Source organism: Alistipes sp. Marseille-P2263 (assembly GCF_018101075.1).
Taxonomy (GTDB): Bacteria; Bacteroidota; Bacteroidia; order Bacteroidales; family Rikenellaceae; genus Alistipes; species Alistipes dispar.
On the sequence record NZ_JAGQEJ010000009.1, the window covers coordinates 154,360 to 166,989 of the forward strand.

General features: G+C 63.5%; 10 protein-coding genes. 6 read left to right on the forward strand and 4 right to left on the reverse strand.

Annotated elements, in window-relative coordinates; genetic code table 11:
• The first annotated feature begins 12 nt into the window (after nucleotides 1–12).
• The 6 genes from KB554_RS11305 to KB554_RS11330 all read left to right on the forward strand — a co-directional run bounded on the left by KB554_RS11305 (nucleotide 13) and on the right by KB554_RS11330 (nucleotide 8,611).
• Nucleotides 13–1,446 (forward strand): DUF1735 domain-containing protein, encoded by a 1,434-nt coding sequence (locus tag KB554_RS11305; protein ID WP_211036194.1) that lies wholly within the window; start codon nucleotides 13–15, stop codon nucleotides 1,444–1,446.
• Nucleotides 1,447–1,549: 103 nt separating this feature from the next.
• A complete protein-coding gene (locus KB554_RS11310) occupies nucleotides 1,550–2,749 on the forward strand; it encodes a DUF4855 domain-containing protein (RefSeq protein WP_242116259.1) in 1,200 nt (399 codons plus the stop codon).
• Between the two features lie 46 nt (nucleotides 2,750–2,795).
• On the forward strand, nucleotides 2,796–3,980 hold the full coding sequence (locus KB554_RS11315) for a DUF4855 domain-containing protein (RefSeq protein ID WP_247652229.1): 1,185 nt from the start codon (nucleotides 2,796–2,798) through the stop codon (nucleotides 3,978–3,980).
• A gap of 43 nt (nucleotides 3,981–4,023) precedes the next feature.
• Nucleotides 4,024–5,484, forward strand: coding sequence for a DUF4855 domain-containing protein (locus KB554_RS11320; protein WP_211036197.1), 1,461 nt, complete (start codon nucleotides 4,024–4,026; stop codon nucleotides 5,482–5,484).
• Nucleotides 5,485–5,506: 22 nt separating this feature from the next.
• Nucleotides 5,507–7,282: a DUF4855 domain-containing protein gene (locus tag KB554_RS11325; protein WP_211036199.1), complete on the forward strand. Its 1,776-nt coding sequence runs from the start codon at nucleotides 5,507–5,509 to the stop codon at nucleotides 7,280–7,282.
• Between the two features lie 72 nt (nucleotides 7,283–7,354).
• Nucleotides 7,355–8,611: a hypothetical protein gene (locus KB554_RS11330; RefSeq protein ID WP_211036201.1), complete on the forward strand. Its 1,257-nt coding sequence runs from the start codon at nucleotides 7,355–7,357 to the stop codon at nucleotides 8,609–8,611.
• A gap of 109 nt (nucleotides 8,612–8,720) precedes the next feature.
• Here the strand turns inward: KB554_RS11330 and KB554_RS11335 are convergent, their stop codons facing one another.
• From KB554_RS11335 to KB554_RS11350, 4 genes are all read right to left on the reverse strand, one after another.
• On the reverse strand, nucleotides 8,721–9,908 hold the full coding sequence (locus tag KB554_RS11335) for an SGNH/GDSL hydrolase family protein (RefSeq protein WP_211036202.1): 1,188 nt from the start codon (nucleotides 9,906–9,908) through the stop codon (nucleotides 8,721–8,723).
• Nucleotides 9,909–9,914: 6 nt separating this feature from the next.
• Nucleotides 9,915–10,577 carry a GDSL-type esterase/lipase family protein gene (locus KB554_RS11340; RefSeq protein ID WP_211036203.1) on the reverse strand — a complete coding sequence of 221 codons (663 nt, stop codon included), beginning with the start codon at nucleotides 10,575–10,577 and terminating at the stop codon, nucleotides 9,915–9,917.
• 7 nt (nucleotides 10,578–10,584) lie between these two features.
• The gene (locus tag KB554_RS11345) at nucleotides 10,585–12,387 is read right to left on the reverse strand and encodes an FAD-dependent oxidoreductase (protein ID WP_141428383.1); all 1,803 of its coding nucleotides are present in this window, start codon (nucleotides 12,385–12,387) and stop codon (nucleotides 10,585–10,587) included.
• A gap of 19 nt (nucleotides 12,388–12,406) precedes the next feature.
• Nucleotides 12,407–12,630 (reverse strand): AGE family epimerase/isomerase (locus KB554_RS11350; protein WP_211036204.1); only part of this gene is annotated, 224 nt, incomplete at its 5' end.

A 12,630-nucleotide genomic window follows, 5' to 3' on the forward strand; every position in this document is an offset into this window, starting at 1 on the left:
GCCTGAACGATTATGAAAATCAATATTTGGAAATTGTTGCTCGCCGCCCTGGTCGTACCGGCCGCTATGGGCGCCTGCACGGACGAACGCAACAACTTCATGGTGGACGACAGCGTTTCGTTCGTCGATTCCGACGGAACGTGGGCGGAGAACAAGGGATATGTTTCCACGCCGGTTTACAATGAGAAATACGAATTTCCCGTCGTAAAGAACGGCAAGGGCCTTTCGGGGACCACGGTCCGCATCGAGGCTTCCGAGAGCGCGCTCGACGCCTTCAACGAGGCGAACGGCACGAATTACGAGTTGCTGCCGTCGAACTGCTATCAGTTCACCGCGACCGAGCTCCGCTTCTCGGAGAAGGAGGTCCGCAAGTTCGCCGGCCTTACGTGGAAGATGTCCGACGTGACGGCGCTCGACGCCTATACGGATTACGTGATTCCGATCCAGCTCACCTCGTCGTCGAACGACGTGCCCGTGTCCGAAGACCGCGGCCTGATGCTGCTGCACCTGGAGATCGCAAAGGTCTCGATGGAGCTTTCGACCGACGAGGCCACGACCGTGAAGAACGGGACGTTCATCTATAACGGCAATGTCAAGCTGAGCACGACCGTTCCGACGATGGACGTGGAGGTGAAATATGCCGTGGATACGGACGCCAGCCTCGTCGATGCCTACAACAAGGCCAACGGAACCTCCTATCTGGCTGCTCCCGCAGGCTTCGCTTCGACCGTTGCCGCATCGTCGGTGATCGCTGCCGGCGAATCTTCGGCCGCGTTCGGCTGCCAGCTCAATCCCGACAAGCTGCTCGAGAACGTCGATAAACTGGATGCGGGCGTGCTGATTCCCGTGCGCATTTCGGCCGTCTCGGACGGAACCGTCATCACCAAAGGTGGCGACGTGGTTTATATTCCGGTAGTGAACAAGGAATTCCGGGGTACGGATGCCGAGCCGTGGGCGATTCTCGAAGGCGAGGAGATCTGCTATGCGAACGACCCGAAAAGACCGGCGCAGTCATGGGTAGATGCGTATGTGACCAGCAACCTGTTCAACGGCGCTTCGACCGGCGGCGACTCGTGGATTCCTTGGTGGGATTCTCCTAATACCTATCCCATCACCATTGTAGCGGACATGGGTGCGGCGCATCTGGTCTCCTACTTCAAGATCGAGGACACGACCGACAGCCAGGGTGCTTATCTGGACTATGAAATCTACCTGGCCGAGGAGTACAACGGCGACAAGACCGAATGGACGCTCGTGGCCAGCGGCATGCGCGACTGGGACGGCATCTACACGCCTCCCGGAACCGTGGGTGTGACGAAGGTCTATGACTATCCCGTTCAGAAGATGGCTGCCGGCCGTTACCTGAAATTCGTGATCGTCAAGTGCGAACCGGTGGCTCTCCAAAATCGAGGAAAACTCGGGGATGTTTGGGGTGTCGGACTCTGATGAAGCCGTTAGACGCTTGATTGTTAGTTGATTGATCCCGTCGTGAAATGTTTCCGAGTTTCACGGCGGGATTAATTGTGAAACCGAAAATTTCGACAGACCGATGTATGGATTCTTCAAAACGATGGCCCTTGCAGTCGTTGCGGCCGCAACGGTGGGATGCGCAACCGTGAAGCGCTCCGCCGCTCCGGCCGGGGAAAAACGCTGCGCCTGGGAGAAGGGCCGCCGCGAACGGCCTGTAACCACCGATGCCGTGTTGTGCTACGGCGGCAGCCACCACCGCACGCCGTTCCTCTGGGACGGGAAGCGGCTGGCTCCCTATGTCACCTATACCGACGAGGAAGGCCGCGAGCAGTGGCTCTTCGACGGGTTTATCTTTCTGGAGTTCGTGGATGCCTCCCGCCCCGACGGCCGGACCTACGCCTTCGAGACGGGCAACCGGAACGCTCCGGCTGCCGGGAAGGAGCAGTGGCAGGAACTGATCGACTACTTCTTCGCCGAGGGCAACTGCATCGACGCGCTCGACAAAAGCGTGGCCGAAGCCGAGCGGCGTATCGGCAGGGCTCCGACCAAGCGGCGCGTCGTCGTGATGCTGCCCGACCCTGTGATCCACCGGATGTACGCCGACACGACGGCGACGACCGTCTATTGGGGCGAGCTGGACGGGCGGAAGCTCGATTTCAGCCGGAACGAGGACCGTATCGCGGCCTGCAAGTGGTATATCGACTCCGTGCGGGAGCGGTTCGCGGCGGGCGGATACGAGCACGTCGAGCTGGCGGGATTCTACTGGATCCGCGAGATCGTGACGCGGCCGCAGGACACCGAGTACAGCTACCACCTGACCCGTTCGGACATCATGCTTCCGCATATCGCCGACTACCTGCACGGGCTGAACTGCTCGCTCGACTGGATTCCCTACTACGGTTCGCGCGGCTACGACGCCTGGCGGTCGTTCGGCTTCGATCAGGTCTATCTGCAACCCAACTACTACTGGAAGCCGCAGAACGACATGGACGACGTGTTCCGCCGGATCGGGGAGCTGGGCGTGGGGCTGGAGCTGGAGTTCGAGCCGACGCTGCTCGCCGGACGCGAGGGCAGCGAAGCCTTCCGCGAGCGTTTCCGCGCCTACATGCGCCATGCGAAGGAGACAGGCGTCTATGGCAGCCGCCCGATCGCCTACTATCACGGAACCAACGGGTTCTATGATCTCTGGGCCTCGCCCGACGCGGAGGACCGGGAGCTGTTCCACGAGCTCTGCCGTTTCATCGTCGGAAATCCGCTGCGCGGGGAGCGGGCCGAGTGACCGGCGAATTCCCGCAGATTCAGGCAAACAAGGCAAACGATTGACAATGAACATGATTCGCAAATCTATCCTCGCAGCGCTCCTTCTGGCTGCGGCGTGTCCCGCGCTTCCGGCTGAGGCCGGGCCGCGCGCCGGGACCTATCCGTGGGAGCGGCGCGCCGGACGGCCGACGGCCTCCGACGCCGTGCTGTGCTACGGCAACAGCCACCACCGCAACCCCTATCTGTGGGACGAGAGGCGGTTCGAACCCTATGTCACCTATGTCGATGAGCAGGGCCGCGAACAGTGGCTTTTCGACGGGTTCATCTTCCTCGAATCGCAGGACATGGACCGTCCCGACAAACGCAACTACACCTACATGACGGGCGTGCTGCGCGATCAGGGCCTCGCCGCCGGAAAGGAGCAGTGGCAGGAGCTGATCGACTACTATTTCGCCCGGGGCAACTGCGTCGATGCGCTGGACAAGGCCGTCGGAGCGGCCGAGGAGCGGCTGGGCGAGGCGCCCGTCAAACGCCGCGTCTTCATCGTCATTCCCGATCCGATCATCTACCATCATTGGATCGACCCGATGACCTCGACGACCTACTGGGGCGAGATCGACGGCCGCCGTCTCGACTTCATCCGCACCGAAGACCGCATGGCCGCCTGCCGGTGGTATATCGACACGGTCCGCGAGGCGTTCGCCCGCGGGAAGTACGAAAACGTCGAGCTGGCGGGATTCTACTGGCTGCGCGAAACCGCCGCCCAGCCCGAGGATACCGAGTACAGCTACCATCTGACCCGTTCGGACGCGCTGCTGCCGCAGATCGCCGACTACCTGCACGGGCTGAACTACTCGTTCATCTGGATTCCCTACTACGACGCCCGCGGGTACGACGACTGGCGCGACTTCGGCTTCGACCAGGTTTACCTGCAACCCAACCATTACTGGAAACCGGAGAACGACATGGACGACGTATGCCGGTGGATCAACCGCGCGGGGACGAGCATCGAGTTCGAATTCGAGGCGTCGATCCTCAATGCCCGCGAGAACAGCGACGCCTACCGGGCGCGCCTGCGCGACTACATGCGGGGCGCGAAGCAGTACGGCATCTACGGCAGCCGTCCGATCGCCTACTATCAGGGCAGCAATGCGCTCTACGACCTCTGGGTGTCGGACGATCCGGTGGACCGGGAGCTGTTCCACGAGTTCTGCCGTTTCGTGGTCGGGAATCCGCTGCGGTCGAAATAGAGATAGCCGAGGTCATAAACGATAAAAACGATAAAAAGACAAGATGATACGTTCCTGGATTGTGATGCCGCTGCTGTGCGCGCTTTCTTTCGTATGTTGCAGCAACGGGGATGATGACGGCTCGTCCGGCGGAGGGAAAAAGCCCGCGATGAGCCTGGTGATCGAGTCGTCCGACGGAGAGTCGGTGACGCTCGGAATCAAATGGCTCAATGCGACCCATGTGCGCATGGTGTGCATGGCCACCGAGGACAAGAAGGCCCTGACAGGCGCGGAGGTCGCCGCGCAGGGAACGAAATACGCGGAGGAGCGGGTGACGATCGGCGGCCTTACGCCGATGACCACCTATACGGTCTTCGCCGTGGCGTGCGACGATGCGGGCGGATACAGCGGGATGCAGGTCGTGCAGTTCGTGACCGAGTATGCCGGACCGCGTCCCTACGAGTGGGAGAGCGCCCGCGACGGCATCCCCTCCTACACGGATCTGGTGCTCTGCTACGGCGGCAGCACCCACCGCACGCCGTTCGGCTGGGACAAGGAGCGTTTCGCTCCTTTCGTGACCTATACCGACGAGGCGGGCGGAGAACATTGGCTTTTCGACAGCTTCCTCTGCATCGAGTTCGTCATGGTTCCCTACTCGATCAACCTGGGGCAGAAGCGGACTTCCGGCGGTCGGGAGCAGTGGCAGGAGCTGATCGACTACTGGTTCGGGCCGGATAACGGCGTCAATGCCCTCGAAGAGGCCGTCGGGGAGGCCGCGGCCCGGCTGGGCGCGCCGGCCGGGAAACGCAAGGTCGTGATGGTGATGCCCGACCCGATCATCTACGAGGAGTATGCCGACACGAACACTTCGACGACCTATTGGGGCGAGCTGAACGGTCGGCGGCTGGACTTCGCGAAGGCTTCGGACCGCATCGCGGCCTACAAATGGTATATCGACTCCGTGCGGCGGCTGTTCGACGAGGCCGACTACCGGTATGTCGAGCTGGCCGGATTCTACATCGTCTCCGAGGACCTCGCCACGCCGGGCGACGGCTGGAATCCGGAGCTCAAACGCTGGGAGGAGGTGATTCCCGAGGTGGCGGAGTACCTTCATGCGCTCAACGAGTCGCTCTGCTGGATTCCCTACAACCGGGCGGCCGGCTACCGGAACTGGAAGCGATTCGGCATCGACTACGCCTACATGCAGCCCAACTACTTCTGGGACGACAAGGGCGAGAAACCCCTTTCGCGCTTCTTCTCGGATATCAAGGCCAACGACCTGGCCATGGAGTTCGAGTTCGACGACGCGCTGCTGGAGAAGACCGCCGGCAGCGAGGTTTACCGCCGCCGGCTGCGCGAATACATGGACGGCGCCAAAGAGCACGGCATCTACGGCCGCAAGCCGCTGGCCTACTACCACGGGCAGAACACGCTCTACGAGCTGTCGGTGTCGGCTGCCGCCGAAGACCGCAAGCTCTACCACGAATTCTGCCGTTTCGTTCTGGACAACCCGTTACGCAAATAATTGTTAATCTATTCGTTCAAAGATGAAAACCTTGAAGACTCTCGGATTTTCCTCGCTGCTGGCCGCCTGCGTCGCGGTCGGCGGCGGCGCCACGGCACAGCCCTATCAGAAGGCGGACGACGTGCAGGACATGGCGCTTATCTATCAGGGCGGCTCGCACCGCCTGGACTGGACGGCGGACGAGTTCCGTCCCTATGTCGTGCACCGGTTCGCCGACGGCACGAAGGACTGGCTCTTCGACGGATTCCTGTTCCTCGAATTCAAAAACGGTTCGGGCCGTCACTACACCGTCGGCTATGAGAAGCTGAACGCCCGCAAGGGCGAGTGGGCATGGCTCCTCGACCGCATCTTCGAGGAGGGCAAGTCGCTCTCGGCGCTCGATCAGTGCATCACGGAGGAGATCGCCGAGCTGGGCAAACCCGGTTTCAAGCACCAGATCGTGCTGGGACTTCCCGAGGCCATCCGCGACCAGAAGGACTGGGGCGAGCTGAACGGCCGGGCGATGGACTTCTCGAAGGAGGAGGACCAGTTGGCCGTGACGAAGTGGTATATCGACGAGCTGGTGAAGCGGTTCAAGGCGGCCAAGTACAGGAATCTGGAGCTCTCGGGCTTCTACTGGGTGGCCGAGACGAACAACTACTGCGGCCAACTGACCGTCCCCATCAGCGAGTATATTCACTCGCTGGGCAAGCTCTTCTACTGGATTCCCTACTGGCAGTCGAAGGGCGCCGAGGACTGGAAGGCGCTGGGCTTCGACGTCGCCTACCAGCAGCCCAACCATTTCTTCAACCATTCGATTCCCGACAGCCGTCTCGACGACGCCTGCGCCTTCGCCCGCAAGCACGGCATGGCCATGGAATTCGAGTTCGACGAGAAGGCTTCGGCCGACCGTCCCAATACGTCGTACGACCGCATGGTGGCCTACATCGACCGTTTCGAGAAGAACGACGTGTTCAACTCGTCGGCCATCGCCTACTATTGCGGCAACCGCGGCGTGCTGACGCTCGACGAGTCGAAGAATCCGAAGGACAAGGCCGTGATGGACCGTCTGGCCCGTCTGATCCGGATGCGCCGCTACATGAAGCACGGGCTTCCGTTCAAGTGCAGGACGCAGGTGGTGGCCCACCGCGGCTACTGGCGGACCGAGGGTTCGGACCAGAACTCCGTGGCGTCGCTGCTCAAGGCCGACGAGCTGGGCGTCTGGGGCGTCGAGTTCGACGTATGGCGCGCTGCGGACGGAGTGCTGGTGCTCAACCACGACGGCGTGCACGACGGGCACAACGTGCAGACGACCCCTTCGACCACGCTGACGACGCTCCGTCTGGCCAACGGCGAGACGATGCCGACGCTGGCCGAGTATCTCGAGGCGGCGAAGAAGACCCGCGTGCACCTCGTGCTGGAGCTCAAGCCGCACGCCACGCCCGAGGCCGAGACGGCCGCCGCCGAGGCCGCGGTGAAGATGGTGAACGACAACAGGCTCGCCAAGCGCGTGACCTACATCACCTTCTCGCGTCACGCCATGGAGGAGCTGATCCGGCTGGCGCCGAAGAACGACGTGCTCTACCTCGGGGGCGACATCTCGCCCGAGGAGCTGGAGGCGATGGGAGCCGCCGGAGGCGACTACAACCACGGCGTTTACCTGCGCAACCCGTCGTGGCTCGCGTACATGAAGGAGCACAAGATGGTTTCGAACGTCTGGACGGTGAACCATCCGGTCGATATGATCTGGGCGATCGAACAGCAGATCGACTTCCTGACCACCGACCGCCCCGACCTGTTCCTCGAACTCGTCCGCTGACGGTTCCGGTTTCCGAAACGGCGATGCGTCCGCGACACACGGGCGCATCGCTTTCCTGAAAAACGACGAAGGATGAAAATCAAAGCATTTGTCTGTTATTTCCTGCTGCTGGGGTGTCTGTCGTCCACAGCGGCCTGCGGCGGCGACGACGAAGGGGCGCCGGTCCCTCCGCCTCCGGCGCCTCCCGAGGATGCGGGGTCGGGGAACATGCGTGTCAAGACACGCGGCGAGAACCTCTATATCGCCGCCAAGATGGACGGCGAGCGCGACATCGTGTACTGGTTCAAGCGCTGCATGTTCAACGAACTGTATACTTTCTACCGCGTGGGGATCGTCCGCAATACGGCGTCCGAGCCGATCCGGGACCCTTCGCGCGAACCCGAAATCGAACTGAACCTGGCTTTCAGCGACAATATCGGCCCGTTCGCCGTTTCGGGGTACGGCTGGTGCGGGGCGAACCACAGCTACAAGGAGGGGCAGAAGGTCCGCACGGCCTACAACGAACGGTTCTCGGTCCGGGCGAACGACCGGCCCGTTACGGGCGACGTCACCCTGCTGGCCGATTCCGTGACGGTCGATGTCGTGAATGTGATTCTGGACCCTTCGCGGCCGCTCGAGGACGGAGAGCTCCGGGACCCGTTGTGCCGCGAGACGGTACATTACCGCATCGAGGGGCGCAATATCGAGGTTTCGGCGTCGCACCTCTTCTGCAACACGGCGCCCGTGACGATAGAGACCTATTACGGCATGCAGTCCATGTTCGCAAACGAGACGCAGACCTTCACTTCGGGCGGAGCCTACACCGACTGGACCGTGCAGTCCGGCGTGTCGCAGTTCCTCAAGGGGGATTATCCCGAGTTCCGGCGGTTCGTCGAGCGGAACGCTTCGGCCTATCAGTCCTCGTTCCTGCTGCCCGGCGGGCTGGGGGACCACGGGATGCTCGGCGACGGCGACATTGTCTTCATCGGCAACTCCTCGGCGAAGAGCTATCATAAGCTGATCTCCCGGAAACGCTTCGAGAACGGCGACAGAATCGCCTGGCGGGGTGTTTACACGTGGTTCGCCGAACCTCTGGCGGACGATGCGGGCCTGTTCTGCTACGAAGGGGCGATCGCCGGACGCCGGGCGCTGTTCCTCGATGTCCGGGTCGCCTGCAGCCGGATGCTGGAGCTGCCTTCGGGGCTCGACGCGCGGCGGTTCGATCTGCTCGACGCCAACGGCGACCTGCGTGTGGAGGCCTCCGGGAAGAGCGCGTTGCGACTCTCGGCGGGAGGTCCCGGCGGGTGCGTGCTGCTTTTCGGCGGAGAAGACGGCGCGGAGGGCGAATGATGCGTACCGACGCATTTCCGGCAAACGATGCGGCGGCATCCCTTTCGGGGATGTCGCCGCTCTTTTTGATGTCCGTGCGTGCCGCGTCCGGATGTCCGGTGATGCCGCGCTACCGGATCGGCCGGTCCTGCGGCATCGGCCAGCCGGCGAGCGTCGCGATGTAGGGGATGACGGCCGCGGCCATCTTGCACTGTCCCCGCAGGTTCGGGTGGTAGCCCGCGCCCAGGTCGTCGGTCTGGTCGTTGATCGGCGCCAGATGCGGCACGGCGTGCAGATTCGGGTCTCCGAGCGTCCGGATCGTCGCCCGCAGGTAGTCGTAGTAGGCGTCGCAGTTCTGGGGCACGACGTAGAGGATCGGCACGTCGCCGTAGCGGCGGCGCAGCAGGGCGTACATTTCGCCGAACGAGGCGTCGAACTGTTCCCGGGAGGGCGTTCCCGTGCTGAAATCGTTGGTTCCGAGCTTGATTACCACGATGTCGGGCCGGTACTGCGCGAAGTCCCAGAGGGGCGTCTCCTCCATGTCGAAGGTGCGTGCGACACGTTCGCGCATGGTGATTTCGGAGCGCTCCTCGCGGATGCCCCAGTTGCGTACGATTCCCTGCCCGGAGTGTGCGATGAGCGTGTAGTCTGCGTCGAAGTAGCGTGCGATGATGCAGCCCCACGCCAGGTCGCAGTTCTCGGTCTCGGGCGTGAAGGGCTCCTTCGGGGATTTGCCCTCCGTGCCGTACCCGCAGGTGTGCGAGTCGCCGATGAACTCGATGTGCCGGCCCGGGGCCTGGGGCGCATCGAGCAGGGGCCCGTCGGAACCGACAGCGAAGAGCGTCGTGCATCCCTGCTCGCCCTCGGTTCGTTTCTGTACGAGTACGGTGTGCACACCGTGGGGGAGTCCTTCGGCCAGCACGATGGTCTTCGCCGGTCCCTCTGCAGTGACCTTTCCATGGGGTTTGCCGTCCACGAATACGTTGTAGTAGTTCCGTTTCGAGTCCGCGGCCCGCATGGCGCACCGCGTACCCTCGAATCGGAACGAGAAGTAGGCCCCGCTCCAGTCGAACGAGAGCGCGCCGTCGTCGGAGCGTGCGGCGCGTCCCACGAATCGGATTTCCGGCGCTGTCGCCGGAGTGAATCGGAGCGTTTCCGCGGCGGCGGATTCGTGCGGCAGCGTCTCCCGGGCCTCCGGGAATCCGGCGGCGGCATTCCCGGTGAAGGCGCCGTTTCCCGCGAAGGCGGGGCTTCCGCCGAAGGAACCCGCTGCGGTGTGGAACAGGGCGAGGAGCGCCGCGAGACACGTCCGTCGCATGACGCGTTATTTGATGTAGGGGCGGATCTTCTCGATCCAGATCCGGTAGCCGTCGGCCTTCAGGTGGATGCCGTCGAAGGTGTACTCCGCGGGCAGGATGCCGTCGCGCTGCATGTCGCTCCAGATGTCGATGTAGGTCAGCCCGCGGCGGGCGGCCATGTCGCGCAGCAGGGCGTTGAAGGCCGCGATGCGGGCGTTCTTGCCCTTGAAGAACTTCTCGTTCATCGCCTCGTTGAGCGGCAGCAGGCTCTGGATGTAGATCTTCGTGCGGGGCGATTCGCGGGCGATGACTCCGAGGAGCCGTTCGTACTGTTCGAGCAGCTTTTCGCCGGAGATTTTCGAGAACACGAGGTCGTTGGCTCCGCCCATGATGAAGATGGCGCGGGGCTGTCCCTCGACGATCGGGCCGATGCGGTGGATCATACCCGAGATGCAGTCGCCGCCGATGCCGCGGTTGAGCACGCGCTCTGTCTGGAAGTATTCCGACCAGAAGCCGCGTTCGGTCAGGCTGTTGCCCAGCATCACGATGTTCTTCCGCGTGACGGGGACCAGTTCTTCGACGTTGCGTTTCTTCGGGTAGTAGTCCTTGTTTACGGTCAGCGTATCGGGTTGCGCCGCGACGCTCGTCGCGGCGGCTGCGGCCAGCAGCAGGAGAAGCAGTTTTTTCATGGCGGGTCTATTTTTTCAGGTTTCCTTCGAAGTCGATCGCCCGGTCGAACGGATGCAGGGCCGCGTCGGTCATCCGGGCCGCCTCGCGCCGCGTGACGGGACCTTCCGCCCCGGCCGGGGTGTCGATCCGCCCGCCTGCGCGGCGCAGCAGCTCCGCGGCTGCGGAGGCGGTGAGCGGAGTCGGATCGTCCGTCGGGTCGATCTGCGGGGCGTAGTCGTGGAGCCCTTGCGTGAACTCGCCCACGGTGAGCGTGCGTTCGGGGTAGAACCACGAACGGTTGGCCCAGTGGTACGGTTCGCCGGTCATGCGCAGGATGCCCGTGGCGGCGATGCGCTGCAACAGTTCGAAGTCGGGATCGTCGGGCCGTACGTCGTACAGCGGGGCGATGTAGGCCTTTCGGGCGAGCAGCGCGCGCTGCACCTCGCGGACGGGCACTTCGCGCGGCGTCACCCCTTTCTTCACGGCCAGGGCCGCCAGCGTGCCGGCCGCCTGTCCGGTGAGCAGCACCACGGGTTGAAGGCGCGTCGAGCCGTTGATGAGGTTCGAGACCGAAATGGCCTTGTCCGAGACGACGAGGTTGTCGGTCCCGGCGGGGATCAGGGCCCCCAGCGGGACGCTGAACGACGGGACGGGCGGGAAGTCGATCTTCCCGAAGCCGGGATAGCAGGCGTGGTGGTGGTCTACGGGGTAGTCGCCGACGGAGATGCCCGTGCGGTAGAGCGCCGCCGGGCGGTCGTAACGGTCCGTAACGTCGTCGAGCGTCAGCCGTACCACGCCGTCCAGCCGGCGGCCTTCGCGGTGGTAGGGCAGGTAGGCCAGCCCGTCCTCGGTGTCGAACTCGTCGTCGGCGATGCCGAGGTTCCGGAAGCCCAGCTCGTGCTGGAGGTGGTAGATGAACCGGAGCGTCTTCTCGCGGGCGGGTTTCAGCGCCTCGATACGCTCCTCGTAGGGCATTTCGACGACGTTCGCGTAGTAGTCGTTGCCGTGCGTCGGCCAGTTTATCATGTACTTGCCGTTGGGCAGGCGTCCGTACTTGATCATGTAGGCCGGGTCCATGGGTTTCCCGCCTGCGGTGCAGCATCCCTCGAACTCCGCGGGATCGTATCCCTCGGGCCGGGGAATGGTCCTGTCGGCCCCTTCGCCGTAGTCCTTGAGGATCGCCACCACGGTCAGGTCCTGCACGATGTCGTTGGCCTGCTCGAACGCCTGCCGCTCGCCCGTGTCGGCGCGGGCGTCCATGCCCACGCGGTAGGCCGTGCCGCTGAGCGGCAGCGCTTCGCCCAGGTCGGTGGCGTCGATCGTGATGCGTGCCGCGACCTCCAGCCGTCCGCCCCTGTCGTCGGTGAAGCGGGCGCCGGTCACGGCGTCGCCCTCCCTGTACACCTCGACGAGACGGTAGCCGTGGATCACTTCGAGCGTCGGTTCCGCCGCCGCTTTGGCCTTGAAGATGCTGTCGGCGACGCTCGGCTCGAACTGCGTGGCGCTCACCCAGCCCGTCCGGAGCGCCTCCGGGCCGCCGTAGTGGCTGCGCAGGGCTTCGCGGAACTCGTTCCAGAAGCCCGAGGGGAGGCCGTCGTTGCCGTCGATGGCCGATACGCCCTGCGCCGTGAGCATGCCGCCGAGCATGGGCGTCGGCTCCACGACGAGCGTCGAAACGCCTTCGCGGGCGGCGGCGATGGCCGCCGAAGTGCCCGAGGTCGTGCCGCCGATCACCAGCACGTCCACCGTGCGGCGGGTCGTGTCGGTGCAGGCGGAAAATCCGATGGAGGCGGCGAGCGCGAAGGCTGCCGCGAAGAGGGTGGTTTTCATGGGTCGTGTCGCCGGTGTTTTATTTGCATTGTTCGAGGATCTTCCATATCTGGAACAGACCTCTCGGTACGTGGAAGCACCCCTTCCATTTTCCTCCCTTCAGAGGCAGGAGGACTTCGCCTCGCCGGTTCAGGTATCCGAACCACTCGGGGAACTCGGGGTCCTTGAAGTGCTCCCACATGTATTGGTGCAGTTTTTCGAACCAGTCCAGGCATTTCTGGTTTCCTGTGAGCTGGTATCCCT